19 protein-coding genes are annotated in these 18,336 nt (G+C 62.3%); 8 read left to right on the top strand and 11 right to left on the bottom strand.

Annotation, left to right across the window (positions count from 1 at the left end):
- Window positions 1-4: 4 nt before the first annotated feature.
- From IPM12_15210 to IPM12_15235, 6 genes are all read right to left on the bottom strand, one after another.
- Complete coding sequence (locus tag IPM12_15210) at window positions 5-559, bottom strand: DUF2911 domain-containing protein (GenBank protein MBK9149152.1); 555 nt, start codon at window positions 557-559, stop codon at window positions 5-7.
- Window positions 560-561: 2 nt separating this feature from the next.
- Window positions 562-999 (bottom strand): hypothetical protein, encoded by a 438-nt coding sequence (locus IPM12_15215; GenBank protein ID MBK9149153.1) that lies wholly within the window; start codon window positions 997-999, stop codon window positions 562-564.
- A 29-nt stretch (window positions 1,000-1,028) separates the two neighbouring features.
- Window positions 1,029-1,805, bottom strand: coding sequence for an SDR family oxidoreductase (locus IPM12_15220; GenBank protein ID MBK9149154.1), 777 nt, complete (start codon window positions 1,803-1,805; stop codon window positions 1,029-1,031).
- 9 nt (window positions 1,806-1,814) lie between these two features.
- A complete protein-coding gene (locus IPM12_15225; protein ID MBK9149155.1) occupies window positions 1,815-1,964 on the bottom strand; it encodes a hypothetical protein in 150 nt (49 codons plus the stop codon).
- A 71-nt stretch (window positions 1,965-2,035) separates the two neighbouring features.
- Complete coding sequence (locus IPM12_15230; protein ID MBK9149156.1) at window positions 2,036-4,030, bottom strand: hypothetical protein; 1,995 nt, start codon at window positions 4,028-4,030, stop codon at window positions 2,036-2,038.
- 275 nt (window positions 4,031-4,305) lie between these two features.
- Window positions 4,306-5,520, bottom strand: coding sequence for an HD domain-containing protein (locus IPM12_15235; protein ID MBK9149157.1), 1,215 nt, complete (start codon window positions 5,518-5,520; stop codon window positions 4,306-4,308).
- A gap of 209 nt (window positions 5,521-5,729) precedes the next feature.
- On the opposite strand from IPM12_15235, the gene IPM12_15240 reads away from it, so the two are divergent.
- From IPM12_15240 to IPM12_15265, 6 genes are all read left to right on the top strand, one after another.
- Entirely contained in the window at window positions 5,730-7,283 is a 1,554-nt protein-coding gene (locus tag IPM12_15240) for a PglZ domain-containing protein (protein MBK9149158.1), read from the top strand.
- Between the two features lie 179 nt (window positions 7,284-7,462).
- Window positions 7,463-7,813, top strand: coding sequence for a hypothetical protein (locus IPM12_15245; protein MBK9149159.1), 351 nt, complete (start codon window positions 7,463-7,465; stop codon window positions 7,811-7,813).
- A gap of 54 nt (window positions 7,814-7,867) precedes the next feature.
- Window positions 7,868-8,290: a tRNA (adenosine(37)-N6)-threonylcarbamoyltransferase complex ATPase subunit type 1 TsaE gene (gene tsaE, locus IPM12_15250; GenBank protein MBK9149160.1), complete on the top strand. Its 423-nt coding sequence runs from the start codon at window positions 7,868-7,870 to the stop codon at window positions 8,288-8,290.
- 140 nt (window positions 8,291-8,430) lie between these two features.
- On the top strand, window positions 8,431-9,651 hold the full coding sequence (locus IPM12_15255) for an alanine dehydrogenase (GenBank protein ID MBK9149161.1): 1,221 nt from the start codon (window positions 8,431-8,433) through the stop codon (window positions 9,649-9,651).
- A gap of 34 nt (window positions 9,652-9,685) precedes the next feature.
- Complete coding sequence (locus IPM12_15260) at window positions 9,686-10,318, top strand: ABC transporter ATP-binding protein (GenBank protein ID MBK9149162.1); 633 nt, start codon at window positions 9,686-9,688, stop codon at window positions 10,316-10,318.
- Window positions 10,319-10,470: 152 nt separating this feature from the next.
- A complete protein-coding gene (locus tag IPM12_15265) occupies window positions 10,471-11,169 on the top strand; it encodes an FKBP-type peptidyl-prolyl cis-trans isomerase (protein MBK9149163.1) in 699 nt (232 codons plus the stop codon).
- Between the two features lie 72 nt (window positions 11,170-11,241).
- Here IPM12_15265 and IPM12_15270 read toward each other — a convergent pair whose 3' ends face one another.
- From IPM12_15270 to IPM12_15285, 4 genes are all read right to left on the bottom strand, one after another.
- Complete coding sequence (locus IPM12_15270; protein ID MBK9149164.1) at window positions 11,242-11,523, bottom strand: DUF551 domain-containing protein; 282 nt, start codon at window positions 11,521-11,523, stop codon at window positions 11,242-11,244.
- 24 nt (window positions 11,524-11,547) lie between these two features.
- Window positions 11,548-13,092, bottom strand: coding sequence for a hypothetical protein (locus IPM12_15275; GenBank protein MBK9149165.1), 1,545 nt, complete (start codon window positions 13,090-13,092; stop codon window positions 11,548-11,550).
- 48 nt (window positions 13,093-13,140) lie between these two features.
- Window positions 13,141-14,250, bottom strand: coding sequence for an alkane 1-monooxygenase (locus IPM12_15280; protein ID MBK9149166.1), 1,110 nt, complete (start codon window positions 14,248-14,250; stop codon window positions 13,141-13,143).
- A 121-nt stretch (window positions 14,251-14,371) separates the two neighbouring features.
- Window positions 14,372-14,563 (bottom strand): cold-shock protein, encoded by a 192-nt coding sequence (locus IPM12_15285; GenBank protein MBK9149167.1) that lies wholly within the window; start codon window positions 14,561-14,563, stop codon window positions 14,372-14,374.
- 228 nt (window positions 14,564-14,791) lie between these two features.
- Here IPM12_15285 and IPM12_15290 point away from each other — a divergent pair, with 228 nt between their 5' ends.
- Window positions 14,792-15,145: a PUR family DNA/RNA-binding protein gene (locus IPM12_15290; GenBank protein ID MBK9149168.1), complete on the top strand. Its 354-nt coding sequence runs from the start codon at window positions 14,792-14,794 to the stop codon at window positions 15,143-15,145.
- Window positions 15,146-15,249: 104 nt separating this feature from the next.
- Here IPM12_15290 and IPM12_15295 read toward each other — a convergent pair whose 3' ends face one another.
- Window positions 15,250-16,818, bottom strand: a complete 1,569-nt coding sequence (locus tag IPM12_15295) for a hypothetical protein (protein ID MBK9149169.1) — start codon at window positions 16,816-16,818, stop codon at window positions 15,250-15,252.
- 193 nt (window positions 16,819-17,011) lie between these two features.
- On the opposite strand from IPM12_15295, the gene IPM12_15300 reads away from it, so the two are divergent.
- Entirely contained in the window at window positions 17,012-18,331 is a 1,320-nt protein-coding gene (locus IPM12_15300; protein MBK9149170.1) for an insulinase family protein, read from the top strand.
- The last annotated feature ends 5 nt before the right edge of the window (window positions 18,332-18,336 follow it).

Here is an 18,336-nt window from a genome sequence, read left to right on the forward strand (position 1 = left end):
GGTGCTAACGGGTGCCCAAGGGCAGGCTGATGCGCGTACGGTCCCAATCGAGCCAGAGCGCGCTGCCATCCTCCGGGCCGTGGATCGTGAACATCTCCACTTCTTCAGGCAACTGCTCCACCGGTGCGGAGATCACCGCCGCATCGGCCGAGGGGTCGCGCTGCGCATTGCCGTCGAAGTCAACGCCCCATGGGTACATCTTCTTGTTGATGTACACCTCCCACACGGTCGGGCCCGGCTTGGTCCACAAGGTGTACTTGCCCTTGCTCACGGACTTGCCGCCGATGATCAGGTCCATGCCCAGCTCGATGGTGGTGGCCTCGTTCGCGCCGGTGCGCCACACCTGGTCGTACGGCACCAGCGCACCGAAGATCTCGCGGCCCTTCTTCGACGGACGGCAATAGGTCACCTTGATCAGCTCCTGCTCGCCGCTGAAGTAGGAATAGGTGGCCTCGGGGCTGTGCTTCTTGGTATTGCGCTTCATCAGCGCGAAACCCACGTAACCCAAGCCTGCGATCACCACGACCGCGATCAGGATCCGCTTCAGTGCCTTGGACATGGTCAATGTGCGTGCTCGTGCATTTCCTCCTTGCTCACTTCCACGCGCACGGTGGTGCTGTCGCCCGCGCGCATGATGTGGATCGATCCATCCTCGATGGCGATGGTGGTATCGCCCTGGAAGCCGGCCTTCTCCAGATCGGCCACGATCACCTTCACCCGCTCCTCGCCATGGCCCATGCCGTGGCCGCCCTTGCAACAGGCGCCGCCCATCTTATGGTCGCAGCCTTTCTTGTCGCAATGGCCGCCTTTCCCGCTGCAACAGCTGCCGCCATGATCGCATTGGCTCGCGCCGGCATGGCAGCTCTGTTCCTTGCCGCAGCTCCCGCCGCGGCAATCATCACCCCCGCAGCGCCCGCAGGTGAGGCAGCAGATGGCCCACCCGAGGCCAAAGCCGATGAGCGTGAAGAGCAGGGTCTTGGCCCAGTTGCCGCTGTCCATGGAAGGTGGATTTGGGCGGTGAAAGTAGCTCAGCCCCTGCGATGCACCAGCGTGCTTGCGGCCTGCGCGGTGGGCATCACCACCAGGTCGTTGATGCACACATGCGGCGGGCGCGTGGCGGCGAAGTGGATCAGGTCGGCGATGTCGGAGCCGGTGAGCGGGGTCATGCCCATGTACACCTGCGTCGCCTTCTGCTCATCGCCGTGGAAGCGCACTTGGCTGAACTCGGTCTCGGCCAGGCCCGGAGCGATCTGCGTGACGCGGATGCCGTGCGGGAGCAGGTCCTGCCGCATGCCCTTGGTGAGCGCATCCACCGCGTGCTTGCTGGCGCAGTACACGTTGCCTTTGGGATACACCTCCTTGCCGGCCACGCTGCCGATGTTGATGATGTGGCCCTTTCCGCGCGCCACCATGCCGGGGATCACCGCCCGGCTCACGTGCAGCAGGCCCTTCACGTTGGTGTCGAGCATGCGGTTCCAATCGTCGAGGCTGCCTTCATGAATGGGATCGAAGCCTGCGGCAAGGCCCGCGTTGTTCACGAGCACATCGATGGACTTCCACTCCTCCGGCAATGAAGCGATCGCGGCCTCAACTGCGGCGTTGTCGCGCACATCGAAATGCAGGGGATGGATGATCGGCGGGCCTTCGATGGTTCCGTGCAAGCCTTCGAGCTCCTTGCGTAAGGCTTCGAGGCGCTCCTTGCGGCGGCCGGTGATGATCACGCGCCAGCCTTCGTTCGCGAAACGACGCGCCGTGGCTTCGCCGAAGCCGGCGGTGGCGCCGGTGATGAGGATGGTCATGGACATTGGGCGAACCTACTTCTTCATCTGCTCGTCCGGAAACTCTGCCCTCATCGCGCGTTCAATCTCCTCCCGCTGCTGCCGACGGCGTTTCCACACGGCGTAGACCTGCAGCGCACCGGCGAGTGCGAAGACAATGAAGCCAAAGAGGAACAGGATGAGCATCGGCCATCAGTGCTTTTCAATGGGTGCCACCCACCTCGGCCACGACAGGTACCACTTTTCCACCGGTGTGCTCAGCGTGATGGAGAATCCTGGTTTCGCGGGTCGTGAGAACCTGATACGCCGCCTGCTCTTTTCAAGGCAATTCTAGTGCATTTGCCTTCACCTAGCGCTTCAAGTAGTGCTTCATACATTTTATAGAGCGATACATCCAGATGCGTGTTCGCAATAACCAGGTCCAAGTGCCAATGAATCATGCGAGGACCTATTTGCGTAATCGTTGCAGCGACTTGACCGATTGTATTTGAGACGGAGCACTCCGCTCCGGGCACCAGTTCGACATCGAAGGGGAATGACAACATGATGTCCTGCCGTTGCGTGAACGGATAAGGGAGCAGTGCGAGCGGATGCCCTTTTCGCGGATCGCGGCCGAATCCCTCGCGGTACAACATATCAATCAGGTCGATGGTAGTGATACCGTCAGCGCCAACCGCAACCATGTTGCTTGCGGGAAGGGCTCGGCCGAATCGGTAAACCTGCTTGGTGCTAGGCCAGATAGCGGTGCTATCGAATGCAAGTGGATTCCACTTCGAATGCGGGGCAATCAGATCGGGCCTGGGCATCCAGTTCAGCCATGTCGCATTCATACTCATGCGCGCCATACCGCTCAAGGTTCCGCGACCGGTTACCTGAACCGTGCGCAAATCATCGCTGAATTCAACCAGCACATGCTCGGTCTGGAGGTTGTCTCTGTGCCGGCGTATCGGCAGCACGGTCCTTTCCGGCGCGCCATCCTTTCGTTCAGTCTCGCTGATCCTCACAAGAAAAGCCGGTTGGCCAGCGAGCCAATAAGGGACCTCATCCAATAGATACGCAGCCTTCGAGGAATTAGGCATGACGTAATGCCAGCGCTCGTCCTCAGCTTTGAACGCAAGGAGTATGGCGTCCACATCTTCGGCGTACAGGGTATCGCTGAACATGCCGGAATAGCGATCGCGTGTGAAGCACGCGTACAAGGGGACATCAAGGATGTTAAAGAGCTGCCGGTACAGCACGACAATCTGCTCGTTGCTCATGACCCGATTGTGAAAGTGGACTCCTACGGATGTTCCGGGCGGCAGCTCGGTTTCCGGCACAACAGCAATGCTGTCCTTGAGGAAGCCCATGATGTCGGCAACGAGCGGGGCAGTTCCCTTGACCACTCTGCGACGTCGTTCAACATGATTAGCGAACGCCTGCCAATTGCGTGCTGGGGAATACTGGAAATAGGGGTATCGATACCTGAACCAGGAGGCGAGATAATCGGGATGATCATGCTCGAACACACGCGTGGAGAAGCAGGGCGCATCGATCAGCCGTTGGCCAAATGGGCTCTTGGCCAACTCCGGTATGTCCGATTTTTTCCAATGCCGGTACACGGTACCGTCAAGTGTATCTGTGGAGAGATGGTTGAATCCACCATAGGTGATAACCTTCATGGGCCTCTTCCTTTTCGCCAAGCTGGTCACGAAGAGGTTCAGGTCACGAATCGGGTGCTGTTCCCGCACATCCCATTGGTCAATCGTCAAACGCCCTTCGATGGATAAGGCCATTGCTACATCCACGATATCTCCGGCGCGGATGCGAGGTCCTTTGTAATGGACAGCGACGTACTGGCTTCGCAAATGCGTGAAGTACTTCGTCTCCCATTCGAATGCCGCGGAATCGAGGTCGATGACCGTACCATCTTCCATGGTGATGCGCGCATCGCAAACCGTGACCTTGCCGCCACCAGCAAACTGTTGCCAAGGAAGAGGGAGTTCGCCTTCGGACAGATCTTCATGAAAAAGCGTCCGCTCCGTGATGATCTCTTGGCTCACGTAGTTCCCGTAATCAAACCCGGCGAGGCGGAAGTTGTTCGGACCGCCAAACTGACGATGGTCCTTCTCAATCCACTGCTCGGCGATCACGATGTCCTTTCGCAGGATGACCGCACCTGTTGGCGAACGCGGAACGTTCGCATCGGATCTGTCAGATGGGCGCGGCCACGCGTAGCTCAGATTCGGGTTTTGTCCATCAGCCTCGAGCATCACGCTAGCGCATACGAAAGCGCCCACTAGGCGCAATTGATGAACTAAGGGTCTCCGGTCCAAGTTTCTATTCATCTTCAAGAGGCTGCTTGATCTGAGGCATTGGCTTTTAGCTGCGGGCCACAGAGAAAAAGTTGTCCTTCGCAAAGGCAGCCTTGCCTTGTGGCGAATGTAATCAAGCCGATGAAGGCACCTTGTTCCGTCAATAAGGACTGCTCCAGTAGCCGGATGCCGACCTTAACCCGGGCGGAACAGACGCTAGTGATGCACTGCGCTCATTGCACCCACCTCGGCCACGCCAAATACCACTTCTCCACGGGCTTGCTCAGCGCGGCGATCCCCAGGTTGTCGCTCGCCTCAGCAATGTCGCGCAGGGTGCCGTCCTTGTAACGGAGCTCGATGCGGTCGTTCGTCGGGTCGTAGGCGTTGTTCACGATGCTGCCGGTGATCACGAAGCGGTCGGCGTCTGCAAGTTCAATCTTCAGGTGGTCGGCTACGCGGCGTTTCAGCGCGGCGATTCGGTCGGTGTCCCAAGAATCGTCCTGCAAGCGGATGTGCAGGTTATGGCGTTGCACCAGGTCGGTGGCCAGGCGCGCCAGCACGGTGTCCGGGTGATCGCACCACACCTTCACGGCGCCCATCACATCGTGGTCGTCGAGCTTCAGGAAATCAGCCAGCACCGCAGGATCCTGGAACGATGCGCGATCATGATCAGCAATGAGGAAACGCATGAGCGCTGGTGATGCGAACACGGCAATGCCGCCCGTGGCGAGCTGCTTGGCGCGTCGCAGCGTCTCCACCAGCATCATCTCGCAGGCCACCACGGCCTTGTGCAGGTACACCTGCCAATACATCAGGCGACGCGCCACAAGGAATTTCTCGATGCTGTAGATGGCCTTCTCCTCCACCACCAGCCGGTCATCCACCACCTGAAGCATCTTGATGATGCGCTCTCCGCCGATCACGCCTTCGCTCACGCCGGTGTAGAAGCTGTCGCGGTTCAGGTAGTCGATGCGGTCCACATCGAGCTGGCTGCTGACGAGCTGGTGCAGGAAACGCTTCGGGTATTCGTCGCGGAAGATGCGGATGCCCAGATCCAGCGCGCCCTTCAACTCCGCGTTGAGCGCGTCCATCACCAGCGCGCTCACATCCTCGTGGCCGATGCCCTCCACCAGGCTGTGCTCCAGCGCGTGGCTGAAAGGACCGTGGCCGACATCGTGCAAGAGGATGGCGATGGCGGCGCCTTGCGCTTCGTCGTCGGTGATCGCATGACCTTTCCCGCGGAGCGTGGCGATCGCTTCGCCCATCAGATGCATGGCACCGAGCGCATGGTGGAAGCGCGTGTGCAGCGCGCCAGGATACACCAGGTGGCCCAGCCCCAATTGCTTGATGTAGCGCAAGCGCTGGAACCATGGATGGTCGATCAGCGCCAGCACCTGCGCGTTGGGCACGGTGATGAAGCCGTAGATGGGGTCGTTGAGGATCTTCATGCTTCTTGCGGTTGAAGGTTGCAGGTTGATACGCGGTTGAGGGTTGCACCATCAACCCTCAACCATTCGCCAACCTTCAACCCTAAACCTTCTAGATAACTTGGCGGCCCCGAAAGTACAGGGCAACATCCGAGCGCATCGGTCGTTGGCCTTGCATGCGAACCTTCACCCAAGAACCTGCGGCACCGAAAGGGGCCCTGATCCCGAACATGACCGCCAACATCCTATGGGCAGACGACGAGATCGACCTGCTGCGCCCGCACGTGCTCTTCCTGCAAGGCAAGGGCTACACCGTGGATACCGTGAACAACGGGCTCGACGCCGTGGAGAAGAGCAAGGCCAAGGAGTACGACATCATCTTCCTCGACGAGAACATGCCCGGCCTCAGCGGGCTGGAGACGCTGAACCGCATCAAGGCCGTACTGCCCCATGTGCCGGTGATCATGATCACCAAGAGCGAAGAGGAGCACATCATGGAAGAGGCCATCGGCGGCAAGATCAGCGACTACCTGATCAAGCCCGTGAACCCCAACCAGATCCTGCTCTCGCTGAAGAAGCACCTCGAGGGCCGCCGCCTGGTGAGTGAGAAGAGCACCAGCAGCTACCAGCAGCAATTCCGCCAGCTTGCCATGCAGCTGGGCGGCCGCATGGGCACCGCGGAATGGACCGAGCTGTACAAGGAGCTGGTGCGCTGGGACCTGGAGCTCACGGGCAGCCAGGACCCCGGCATGGCCGACATCCTGCGCAGCCAATGGAACGAGGCCAACGAGCAGTTCAGCCGCTTCGTGGCCGACCGCTATCCCGATTGGCTCAGCGGCAAGGCCACCGATGCGCCGCTGCAATCGCACCAGCTCTTCAAGGCCAAGGTGGCGCCGCTGATAGATGAGAAGCAGCCGCCGCTCTTCATGGTGCTCATCGACAACCTGCGGCTGGATCAATGGCGCGTGCTGGAGCCCGTGCTCGGCGAGTTCTTCCGCACCGAGGACCAGGGCCTCTTCTACGCCATCCTGCCCACTGCCACGCAATACGCGCGCAACGCGCTCTTCGCGGGCATGATGCCCGCCGAGATCGAGAAGCGCTACCCCGGCAAGTGGATCAACGAGGATGAAGAGGGCAGCAAGAACGCGCACGAGGCCGAGTTCCTCGCCGGGCAGCTGCAGCGCTTGGGCAGGAACGTGAAGCACAGCTACCACAAGATCCTCAACCTGAATGCCGGGAAGAAGCTCGCGGAGAGCCTCGATGAGCTCATGGGCAATCCGCTCAACGTGATCGTGTACAATTTCGTCGACATGCTCAGCCACGCGCGCACCGAGATGGAGGTGATCCGCGAGCTGGCCAGCGATGATGCCGCCTACCGCAGCCTCACCAAGAGCTGGTTCGAGCACAGCCCGCTCATCGACATCCTCAAGGGCATCGCCGAGCGCGGCGGCCGCGTGGTGATCACCACCGATCACGGCACCATCCGCGTCACCGACCCCAGCAAGGTGGTGGGCGACCGCAACACCAACAGCAACCTGCGCTACAAGCACGGCCGCAACCTGAGCTACGAGGACCGCGATGTGCTGGTGATCAAGGATCCCGCCAAGGCCCACCTGCCCAAGGCCAACATGAGCACGGTGTACATCTTCGCAAAGGGCGCGCGCTTCTTCGTGTACCCCAACAACTACAACCACTTCGTCACCTACTTCCGCGACACCTTCCAGCATGGCGGCATATCGCTGGAGGAGATGATCGTGCCGTGGGCGGTGCTGAAGGCGAGGTGAAGACCGATCGGATGATCAGAGAATGAGATGATCAGATGATCGATGTGAAGCGAAAGAGGAAGTGGCTGGTTACAGTTAGTATACTGCTTGGCTTGGTGCTATGGGACCGCCACGGCAGCAGGCTTGGCCTGAGAGCAGAAGGCATCCTTTCCGTTCGGCCAGGAATGACCATGGAAGAAGTGAGATTGATCCTTGGTGAGCCATTGGAAGTGGAGGTGCGCAGTAGCTTCGACTTCTATTGCCGATGCAATGAAGAGCGAATCTGCAAGGAGCCCGAACGAACAACATGGGCATTCACCCGGAAGCCTGTAGTGCGCGTCTTGCCCTTCCCCATGCTCTGGGTTCACTTCAATTCACGTGGGCGTGTGCACGAGGTGTATGCCAAACGGTATTTAGCCCTTGGAATGGATAGCGAGGGCATCTACCTGAAGAAGCTCTCACCATGTGACATCACGGACCGGACGATTGAACACTATGGTGGATTGGATGATGATGCGGATGCGCTTCGAAGACTGCAGGCGGTCTTCTGAGAGAGTTCATTCAACCGTACAGCGCTGATTTTCTGATCATCTGATCTTCGTCCCGTGCTCAACACCCTTACCATTCGCACGCCTTCACAGGTTCCAGATACGGCCCGTTTGATTCTTGACGGATACCCAGAACATCGGGTCTTCGCTCTCAACGGCGATCTTGGCGCCGGAAAGACCACGCTCATCAAGGGTTTCTGCGATGCGCTCGGGGTGCATGATCAGGCGAGCAGCCCCACGTTCTCCATCGTGAACGAGTACCGCTCCGAGCATGGCGGGCCGGTGTACCACTTCGACCTCTACCGCTTGAAGGATGCCGAGGAACTGCAAGGCATCGGCTTCACCGAGTACATCGACAGCGGCGCTTACTGCTTCATCGAATGGCCGGAGCTGGCTGCGGACCTGCTGCCGGTTGATGCACTGCAACTCCTCATGGAGGTGAAGCCGAATGGCTGTCGCACCATTACAGTGACCCGCTAGGCGGTTGCCAAGGCGCGATTGGCCAAGAGCAGCCTCATCGCCCTGTTTCGCCGCGGTGCATTCCAATCCTCAACCTGCCTCCCGGCCAACCCTCAGCCACTCAACCGGCTGACGTATTTTCGCCATCCGTTCACGGAAACATGCCCGCATCCACTGACCTGCTCAAACAATTGGCCCGTGAATCGGCGTTGCTGCCGCAGGAACAGGTGATGGAGGTGGGCCGCAAGAAGAAGAGCCTCTACATCGGCATCCCCAAGGAGATCACCTTCCAGGAGCACCGTGTGCCGCTGACCCCAGCCGCGGTGGCCACCTTGGTGCAGCGCGACCATGAGGTGGTGATCGAGCGCGGTGCCGGCCAGCCCGCGCAATTCCAGGACAGCGACTACAGCGAAGCCGGCGCCATGGTGGTCGATGGGCCCACCGAGGTATTCAAGGCCGACCTCATCCTGAAAGTGGCGCCGCCCACGCACGCTGAAATCGAGATGCTGCGCCACAAGCAGACGCTCATCTCCGCCCTGCAGCTCACTGTGCAGCCCAAGGACACGCTGCGCCGCATGATGGAGAAGCGCATGACCGCTGTGGCCTGGGACTTCATCAAGGACCGTGAGGGCATCTACCCCATCATCCGCGCCATGGGCGAGATCGCGGGCAACACCAGCATCCAGATCGCCAGCGAATACCTCACGGCCGACAAGGGTGGCCCGGGCCTCATGCTCGGCGGCATCAGCGGCGTGGAGCCTGCTGAGGTGGTGATCATCGGCGCGGGCACCGTGGGCGAATTCGCCACGCGCGCCGCACTGGGCCTCGGCGCCAGCGTGAAGGTCTTCGATAAGAGCATCTACCGCCTGCGCCGCTTGCAGAACGACCTTGGCCAGCGCGTATGGACCAGCGTAGTGCAGCCGGAAGAGCTGAAGAAGGCCCTGAAGAATGCCGACGTGGCCATCGGCGCCCTTCGGCCCGAAGCAGGCCGTACGCCCATGGTGGTCACCGAAGAGATGGTGAAGGACATGAAGAGCGGCAGCGTGATCGTGGATGTGAGCATCGACCGCGGCGGCTGCTTCGAGACCAGTGAGGTCACCACGCACACGGACCCCGTGTACAAGCGCTATGGCGTGATGCATTACTGCGTGCCCAACATCGCCAGCCGCGTGCCCCGCACCGCCAGCACCGCGCTCAGCAACATCTTCGGACCCATGCTGCTGAACATGGGCGAGGTGGGCGGCTTCGAGGACCTGATCAAGCGCGACCTCGGCGTGCGACACGGCGTGTACCTGTACAACGGCACCGTCACCAGCCCCATCCTCGGCGAAGCCTTCAAGCTGCCTTACAAGGACCTCGACATCCTGCTGGCCGCATTCTGATCGGAAGCACTCCTCAATCAGCGCTCGCATCGGAATGGAAGTGACCCTCGCCGCCATCTCGAAGACCTTCGGGCGCGAGGCCGTGATCCGAGAGGCCAGCTTCGCGCTGAGGAGCGGGTCGCGCTTGGCCATCCTCGGCCCCAATGGAAGCGGCAAGAGCACCTTGCTGCAGTTGATCGCCGGCGCCCTGGTGCCCTCAAGCGGCAGCATCACCCATGCTTTGGGTGGCAAGGCCGTGGCCGCAGATATGGTGTACCGCGAAGTGAGCATCGCCGCACCCTACCTCGGACTGTACGAGGACCTGAGCCTGCGCGAGTGCATCGCCTTCCATGCGCGCTTCAAGCCGTTCAGGCCGGGCCTCAGCGAGGCCGATGTGGCCCGCATCGCCTACCTCGATCACGCCATGGAGAAACCGGTGCGCCATTTCAGCAGCGGCATGAGACAGCGGCTTAAGCTCGCCCTGGCCATCCTCAGCCACACCCCGCTCCTGCTGCTCGATGAGCCCGCGAGCAACCTCGACGAAGAGGCCATCAGCTGGTTCCGGGACCTACTGCGTGAACACGCCGTTGGACGCACCCTGGTGGTGGCCAGCAACCGCCAGCCTGCGGAGCACGACCTCTGTGAATGGGCATTGGAGCTGCGTGCTGGTGTGCCGGTGGCGGCCTGAGGCTCCAACCATGCAGTACCGCTCAACCTGGAGTCCTTAGGCCTCGGGCTGCAGGCTAGCCAATCACCCGGATTGATGCGAAGCCGCGCGCTCCCCCGCCCTACTTTCGCGCCCCCGCACAGCGGACCATAACCCCAATCCGACCAATGACCATGCGCCTTGTCACCCTTTTTACGGCCACCGCCTTCATCACCGCCTGCTCGCAGGGGCAGAAAGGCCGTGTGGCACTCGCCACCGAGATCGATTCGGTGAGCTACGCCATTGGCGCCGACATCGGAACCAACTTCAAGCGCAACCAGCTCGCTGATGTGAACGTGCAGGCCCTGGCCATGGGCCTTGGCGATGCGCTCGACAGCTCCAGCCTGATGCCAGAGGATCTGGTGAACAAAGTGGTGCAGGGCTACATGATGAAATTGCAGGAGGCCAAGATGGCCGAAGAGCGTGTGAAAGGCGAAGAGAACCGCGTGAAGGGCGAGCAGTTCCTAGCTGAGAATGGCAAGCGCAAGGAAGTGGTGACCACCTCCAGCGGCCTGCAGTACGAGGTGATCACGATGGGCAGCGGAGCCAAGCCCACGGCAGAGCAGCAGGTGAAGGTGCACTACCATGGCACCCTCATCGACGGGACCGTTTTCGACAGCTCGGTGGATCGCGGCGAGCCGATCGTTTACCAGGTGAACGGATTCGTGCGGGGCTGGCAGGAGGCCCTGCAGATGATGCCCATCGGCAGCAAGTGGAAGCTTTTCATCCCCAGCGATCTCGGCTACGGTTCGCAGAGCGCACCAGGCGGCAAGATTCCCGCGAACAGCACGCTGATCTTCGATCTTGAACTGCTCGACGTGGTGCAGCAGTGATCGCGACTGAACCTTGGGAAAGGTGCGAGGGTGCAAGCCTTTGCACCTTTTCGTTTTCCTGACCTGCTGCTTCTAGCTCCCCTCTGGCCGCTCCGGCAGCGGCATCCAATGCGTCACCTCGTGGAAGAAGCGGTTGCTGGTGCCTTCGCCCAGCCAGAAGTGCGGTGGCCCCGCGTAGCCCGTCTTGCTCGGGTTCTTCGTGAAGAAGCCGTGCGCGAAGCGCATCACCACCACCTGCCGCTCCTCCGTTGCGCCGGTCTTGCCAGGCAGGAATACCGTGTTCTTGGGGAGATAGCAGAGCACACGCTGGCCATCATCAGGAAGGCGTTCTGAAACGGGCACCCAGCGGCTCACGCCGCCAAGGTAGAGGCGACGCGCTCACGCTTGCGGCTCCAAGGGCACAGCATCGCCCATCACGCGGTCGAGCACGAGCTGCACGGCTTGCTTGGCCAGCGCCTTGGTGCGCGCATCGCCCTCAACGAAGAGCTTCTCGCTCTCCTTGCGGAGCAGGTACCCGATCAGCTCGGGATTGATGTCGAGGCCGGTGGCGGTGATCACGCCGTTGCGCGAGTGGCACCAATGCCAGAGCAGGCGCAAGGCGAGGCGCAGGGAACTGCGGTCGTGCAGGCGGCTGCCCTGAACCACCCAGGCCTTCCCTTGCCAGCGGAACACCAGGCAGCGCAAGGCCGTGCGGATGGCGGCCACCAGGCTATCCACGGAGATGCTTCCCTCGGGCCGGCGGATCAGGTCGGCGGGGGCCATATCGGTATCGCGCTGGTATTCGAGCTGGTGCGCCAGCGGCATCACCTTGTTGAATTGCGCCATCGCGGCGTTCACCGTATCGGCATGGACGACCATGGTGCCATCGAAGCCATCGGCGGCCTCGCGTTCCTTGTCGTTGAGCATCTCCTGGTAATCGGCTTTCACGCGCGCGGGATCGAGCGGCGGAAGCACGAAGCTGGGCGCGCCGATGGCATGCGCGCCCCGACGGTGGCAAACGGCGATGAGGTGCAGTGACAGCGCGCGGAGGAACGGGGCGTTGAGCCCCACCGACTCGCGATCCGGGAACACCGGCGAATCGGGACCGTGGAAGATGGCGATGTGGTCGGCGGCGTAGCCCTGCGGGTCGATGCTGAGGCCGGCGGCATGGTGCATGAGCTCGAAGAGGATCTCGTCGGCTTCAAGGGCGCCGGCGAGCGAATCGATCATCACGGTGGCGCGGATGCTGCCCCGCGGGAGATCGGCGTGCTGCTCCACCTCGTCGAGCAGCTGCGCCCAGAGCCGCGCCTCCATGTGGCCCTGCACATCGCGCAGCAGCAGGTAAAGGCCGCCTTGGCGCTCAACCAGAGCAGCCAGCGCATGCGTGCCCAGCATGGCGAGGTCGAGGAAGGCCGCCGGCGCGGGTTCCCCGCGCACCAGCACGCTCGGCTCGAGCACGTGCAGCGGCCGGGGGCCGATGATCAGGCGCGATGTGCTGCGCGGATTGGCGCGGACGCGCCCTTCGTTCGGATCGAGGTAGGCGATGTCGGCGCGGGTGGCGCGCTCCAGCACGCGATGCGCGCGCATCACGCTCCATGCATCGCCGCAGGTGAAGTTCCACAGGTCGGCCACATAGCTCTTGGCACCGGCATTGAGGCCGTTGATCAGCTCGCTGCGCGTGCAACCGCCGATCAGCTCCACCCTGCGCTCAAGCAGTTGCTCGGGCACGGGATCGATCCGCCATTCGGTTCGGCGCACATGCTCCGTATCCGGCAGCCGGGCCACTTCGCCCGCGGCCAGCGCCGTGCGGCGCTTCTCACGCAACGGAAGCAATGCCGTGCGCCGCTGCTCATACCGGTCGAGGAGCAATTCGAGCAGGTCCTGCACCCGTGGTCCGAGCGCGCGATCAACGGCGGTGGCCTCCATGTTCAGATTGAAGCGCACGCTTCTACGGTGTTGCCGGGCATTCGGTTGTGCAACCTGGAGCGCCGATCATGCAGCCAACTCGAGCGCGCGCTCTCGCGCAGCCAGCGCATGCAATCGGGGGTGCATCACCCTGAAGTAGAGCGGGGGCAGCAGGCTCAGCATCATGGTGCCCGGATAGCCCGTGGGCAGCTGCGGTGCGGCTTCGATGCTGTCCAGTGTTTGGTACCTCTTGCTCGCCTTCCAGTGGTGGTCGCTGTGGCGCGTGAGCTCGAACAAGGTGAGACGGCCAAGCAAGTGGTCGCTGTTCCAGGAATGCACGTGCTCCACGCGGCGGTAACGGCCGTGCGCATCGCGCCTGCGGCGCAGGCCATAGTGCTCGATGTAGTTCACCGTCTCCAGGAGCAGCGCACCCATAAGCGCAGCGGCCAGGAAGGCTACCATCACCTTCAGCCCCAGCGCGGCACCGATCACCGCCACCAGGGCGGATTGCCAGCCGAGTGCCTGCAGCATTTCATTCCGCCATCCGAAAGGAGCGCGGCCTGCCTGGCGCTGCCGATCGGCCTCGATGCGCCAGGCGCTCAAGAAACTGAACACCAGGCTGCGCATCCAGAAAGCATAGAGCCATTCGCCATAGCGCGCGCTGGCGGGATCATCGGGCGTGGCCACGCGGGCGTGATGGCCGCGGTTGTGCTCGATGATGAAGTGCATGTACAGGCTGGTGAGGAGCAGCGCGCGCGCCAGATCGCGCTCCCACCGCGTGGCGCGATGGCCCAGCTCGTGCGCCACGTTGATGCCATAGATTCCACAGAGGATGCCCATGCCCGCGATGCGGCCCGCCACCTCCCACCAAGCCAGGCCCGGCTCGCCCACCTGCAACAGGAAGAGCACCAGCAATGCCCATTGCACGGGCACCAGCACATACAGCAGCAGGTCGAAGACCCAATCGCGCCGTGCCGCATCGGACTCCTCCTCGTTGAGGTTATCAGGCCGCTGCGGCAGGAACAGCTCAACCAGGGGCACGAGCGCGAAGGCATGCAAGGGCAAGGCCCAGGTCCATGCCCCATGGGCAACGAAACTCACAGCGCCCCAGGCAGGGGCCATGAAAGTGACCATGTAACGCAGCGCCCGCAATCGCATGCGGCGGCGTACGTCGTGCTTCGGTTGGGCGGTGCGCACGTGTGAAAGTTAGCTGGTCACGTGACGCTCAGCCCTGAGGGGGTGCTGCCTGCACGCCCCCACCACAAGAAACAAGAAGCCCCCCGCTTACGGCGGAGGGCTCCGGTGCTGCGTTGTGCGTTCAGCCGCGCTTCACTTGCACGGCGTTGAGGCCCTTGGGGCCTTGCTCCACCTCGTAGGTGACCTTGTCTCCTTCACGGATCTGGTCAACGGTGCCCGTCTTGTGGACGAAGACATCCTTGCCGCCATCTTCGGGGGTGATGAACCCGAAACCTTTCTCCGTGTTGAAGAACTTCACTGTACCACTTGCCATTGAATTGGGGAATCGTGCGCTGCTCGCACAGCGCTTGTTGGTCTTGGCAAAAGCGCCAAGGGGATAAAGGTAGGCCTTGCAGCGGTACGGATGAGCGATGCCTGCGGCCTCGGCCTGCCCCGGACGCATGCACGACCGCCACGGGAATCCCGCCTTGGAGCCGCACCGCCTGGATTTGGCCGTTTCAGCCCTGCTGCTACATTTGGCTTTGCCCAAGCCTACCCTGCCATGCACGACGATCGTGAGGATGTGTACTCCAAGGCCGTAAGGGCCGGGAAGCGGACCTATTTCTTCGATGTGAAGAGCACGCGCGGGCGGGACCTTTTCCTCACCATCACCGAAAGCAAGAAGCACACGCACGAGGACGGCTCCGCGCATTACGACAAGCACAAGATCTTCCTCTACAAAGAGGATTTCGAGAAGTTCATCGATGGCCTGCGCGATGCCATTGGCGAGATCGACCGGCTCCGAGCCAGCGGTGAGTACGGCAATGGAGCGGAGCAGCCGCCACGCGAGAATCCGGCTGATGCTCCGCCCTTCTCCGATGTGAACTTCGAGGACCTGGACCGGAAGGACATCTGACCTAGTTCCGACCCCTGACCAAGGCTTTCAGCAAGAGCACCATGAGGTGAACGTGATGCCGTGCGATGGCCGGCCGAGGCAAGGCCCGGCTCGGGCATAGACGATCACTCCACCACCACGCGTGCGCTGCCGATGACGCCGCGCTCGCTCGAAACAACGAGGCTGTACGCACCGGGTGCAAGGCCGGCATCAAGCGCGATGCTCAGGCGCTGCTCGCCTGCGGCTTGCAATGCATCGGTGACCGCAGGGAGCACCATGCGCCCATTCGCATCATGCAGGTTGATGCTGATGCGCTCCGCGCGATCCAAGGCATAGCGCAGCTCGAGCGCCGAACCGACCGGGTTGGGCGCCACCTGCAACGCAATGGCCGAGCGGCTGACCTCCTCGACGCTGATATTCACACCGGTGTGATAGCGCGTGACCGTGAAGTTGTTCTGCGCATTGCCCTGGATGGACTGCCCAGCGATGAGCACCTTTGAGTCCGACTGCACCGCCACCGCGTAGCCGAAGGCGTTGCCCGTGCCCAGCATCGGCGTGGCATTTCCATCGCCGCTGAAGCCCATATCGAGCGTGCCGTTCGCATTGAACATGCAGATCAGCTGGCTCAAACCGGAATTGCCGCCGGCAACGATGCGGCCATCGGGCAGCACCGCTATCCCGCGCGCATAGCATGCGGCGCTGAACGGGTTCAAGGCGAAACCATCGATGTCGAAACTGGGATCGAGCACCCCGGCCGTGGTGTAGCGCGCCACGGCCACGTTCGCCGCTGCGCCGTTGATCACCATGCCGCCGGCCACCAAGCGGCCATCGGGCTGCTGTGCAATGGAGTAGGCCCAATCCGTGGAGGGCCCGAAAACGGAGATCACCGTGCCGTTGGTGCCGAAGCTGATATCGGGCTCACCCGCCGCCGTGAAGCGCGCGAGCAGGAAGTCGCTATCGAGCGATGGATTCCCTTGGGTCCCTGCGACCACGATCTTCCCATCGGGCTGCAGCAGCATGGCGCTGGCACGATTGTCCACGCCGCCGATGTCAAGGAGGAGCCGGCCATCGCCGCTGAAGGTGGCATCGAGTGCGCCGGCAGAGGTGTAGCGGGCCACGAGCACATCGTACTCCGTGCTGCCCTTGGCCACCCCGGCCACCACGATCCGGCCATCGTCCTGCACGCCGACGCCGTAGTAGGTATCGTCGTCACCTGTGCCGTGGTCATCCACTTGGATGCCGTCGCCGCTGAAAGAGGGGTCGAGCACGCCGGTGACTGAATAGCGCAGGATCGCGGCGCGGTAGCCGCTGCCGTTCACGAAGGTGCGTCCCACCGCGATGATCTTGCCATCGGGTTGCAGGGCAAGCGCTTGGAAGGCCTCATCGAGGTTGGGCGGTGAGCCCACTTGCGTAGCCACGCGGCCTCCGGAGCCGAAGCTGACATCGAGCGAACCATCGGGCATGAGCCTGGTCAGGGCGAACTTGGTCCCATTGCCCTGGTGCGATCCACCGCCCACGAGGATCCGCCCATCGGGCTGCACCAGCATGCAAAGCCCGCGGTCGTCGTGGTTCGAGGGGAAATCGATCGCCGCGACGCCATCACCGCTGAAGCTGAGGTCCGGATCGCCGGAGACCTGCGCGGCGGCGGGCAATGAAACCAGGAAAAGGCAGGGAAGGAGGATCCGGAGGTTCATGTGCGTGGTTTGGGATGCGCGAAGAAAACCGAAAAGCGCCTCCATTGTTCGAGCGCCATCAATCGCCGTGCATGCCCGTCACTTGAATCCCGCCGCTTGCCCACCCGCCGCTTGCCTCCACCTATGAGCCAACTGACTTAACCGTGCACCCCTCCTCCATTTACCTTCGGCGCCCCCGGCCGTCGGGCCTATCATGCGAACCCAAGCCCTCCCCCTTGCCTTCATGCTCGCAGCAACCGCCACCGCGCAGCGCAGCGCGATCACCTACACAGAATTCGACCTCGATAACGGATTGCATGTGATCCTGCACGAGGACCGCAGCACGCCGATCGTTTGCGTGAGCGTGATGTACCATGTGGGCAGCAAGAACGAGGACCCTGCGCGCCGCGGGTTCGCGCACTTCTTCGAGCACCTGCTCTTCGAGGGCAGCGAGCATATCGGGCGGGGCGAGTTCAGCAAGCACGTGGAGAAGGCCGGCGGCGTCCTCAATGCCAACACCACAGCCGATCGCACCTATTACTACGAGGTGCTGCCCAGCAATCAGCTGGAGCTCGGGCTCTGGCTCGAGAGCGAGCGCATGCTGCACGCCAAGGTGGATCAGAAAGGCGTGGACACCCAGCGCGAGGTGGTGAAGGAAGAGCGCCGTCAGCGGTACGAGAACCAGCCATACGGCACCATCCTGCTCGAAGTGCTCGATCGCGCCTATACCACGCATCCGTACCGTTGGCCGACCATCGGCTTCATGGAGGACCTGAACGCGGCGAGCGAGGCCGATTACCAGGCCTTTTACAAGAAGTTCTACGTGCCCAATAACGCGGTGCTGGTGGTGGCCGGGGACATCGACCCGGTGCAGGCCAGGGCGATGGTGACCAAGTACTTCAAGGATATTCCTCGAGGGACCGCCGTGCAGCAGCCCCAGGTGCAGGACCCCGGTCCCACCACGGAAGTGCGGGCGGTGATCAACGACCGGATCCAATTGCCCGCCGTGGTGCTCGGCTACCGGGTGCCTCCCACCGGTTCGCCTGATTTCTATGCCGTCGATCTGGTGAATCGCCTGCTGAGCAACGGCAACAGCAGCCGCCTGAACCGCTCGCTGAAGGACGAGCAGCAGAAGGCCGTCGCCACCGGCGCCTTCAGCCTGCCCTTCGAGCAGGGCGGCTTGGCCATCCTGTATGCCATCGCCAACATGGGCGTTAGCGCCGAGGCGCTTGAGCAGGCCATGACCCAGGAGCTGCGGCGCATCCAGCAGGAAGGCGTGGACAAGGCCGAGTTCGACAAGCTGGTGGCACAGCTCGAAATGGAGCTCGTGAACGACCGCAGCCGCGTGGCGGGCATCGCCAGCGACCTCGCGCGCTGCCACATGCTGCTGGGCGACACCAAACTGGTGAACACCGAGATCGATCGATACCTCGCGCTCACCCCGGCCGACCTGAAGCGTGCCGCGCTGCAATACTTCCCGGAGCAAGCGCGCGTGGTGCTCCATTACCTGCCTGTCGGCCAGAAACAACCCTGATGCCC

This window comes from Flavobacteriales bacterium, from assembly GCA_016716605.1.
Taxonomy (GTDB): domain Bacteria; phylum Bacteroidota; class Bacteroidia; order Flavobacteriales_F; family PHOS-HE28; genus PHOS-HE28.

Bases quoted from the DNA above. Each gene is read 5' to 3' on its own strand.
- IPM12_15260 (MBK9149162.1), top strand. From the start codon at position 9,686: ATGGAAGTGACCCTCGCCGCCATCTCGAAGACCTTCGGGCGCGAGGCC.
- IPM12_15225 (MBK9149155.1), bottom strand. From the start codon at position 1,964: ATGCTCATCCTGTTCCTCTTTGGCTTCATTGTCTTCGCACTCGCCGGT.
- IPM12_15290 (MBK9149168.1), top strand. From the start codon at position 14,792: ATGCACGACGATCGTGAGGATGTGTACTCCAAGGCCGTAAGGGCCGGG.
- IPM12_15220 (MBK9149154.1), bottom strand. From the start codon at position 1,805: ATGTCCATGACCATCCTCATCACCGGCGCCACCGCCGGCTTCGGCGAA.
- IPM12_15210 (MBK9149152.1), bottom strand. From the start codon at position 559: ATGTCCAAGGCACTGAAGCGGATCCTGATCGCGGTCGTGGTGATCGCA.
- IPM12_15295 (MBK9149169.1), bottom strand. From the start codon at position 16,818: ATGAACCTCCGGATCCTCCTTCCCTGCCTTTTCCTGGTTTCATTGCCC.
- IPM12_15285 (MBK9149167.1), bottom strand. From the start codon at position 14,563: ATGGCAAGTGGTACAGTGAAGTTCTTCAACACGGAGAAAGGTTTCGGG.
- IPM12_15235 (MBK9149157.1), bottom strand. From the start codon at position 5,520: ATGAAGATCCTCAACGACCCCATCTACGGCTTCATCACCGTGCCCAAC.
- IPM12_15255 (MBK9149161.1), top strand. From the start codon at position 8,431: ATGCCCGCATCCACTGACCTGCTCAAACAATTGGCCCGTGAATCGGCG.
- IPM12_15265 (MBK9149163.1), top strand. From the start codon at position 10,471: ATGCGCCTTGTCACCCTTTTTACGGCCACCGCCTTCATCACCGCCTGC.
- IPM12_15230 (MBK9149156.1), bottom strand. From the start codon at position 4,030: ATGCTCGAGGCTGATGGACAAAACCCGAATCTGAGCTACGCGTGGCCG.
- IPM12_15215 (MBK9149153.1), bottom strand. From the start codon at position 999: ATGGACAGCGGCAACTGGGCCAAGACCCTGCTCTTCACGCTCATCGGC.
- IPM12_15300 (MBK9149170.1), top strand. From the start codon at position 17,012: ATGCGAACCCAAGCCCTCCCCCTTGCCTTCATGCTCGCAGCAACCGCC.
- IPM12_15240 (MBK9149158.1), top strand. From the start codon at position 5,730: ATGACCGCCAACATCCTATGGGCAGACGACGAGATCGACCTGCTGCGC.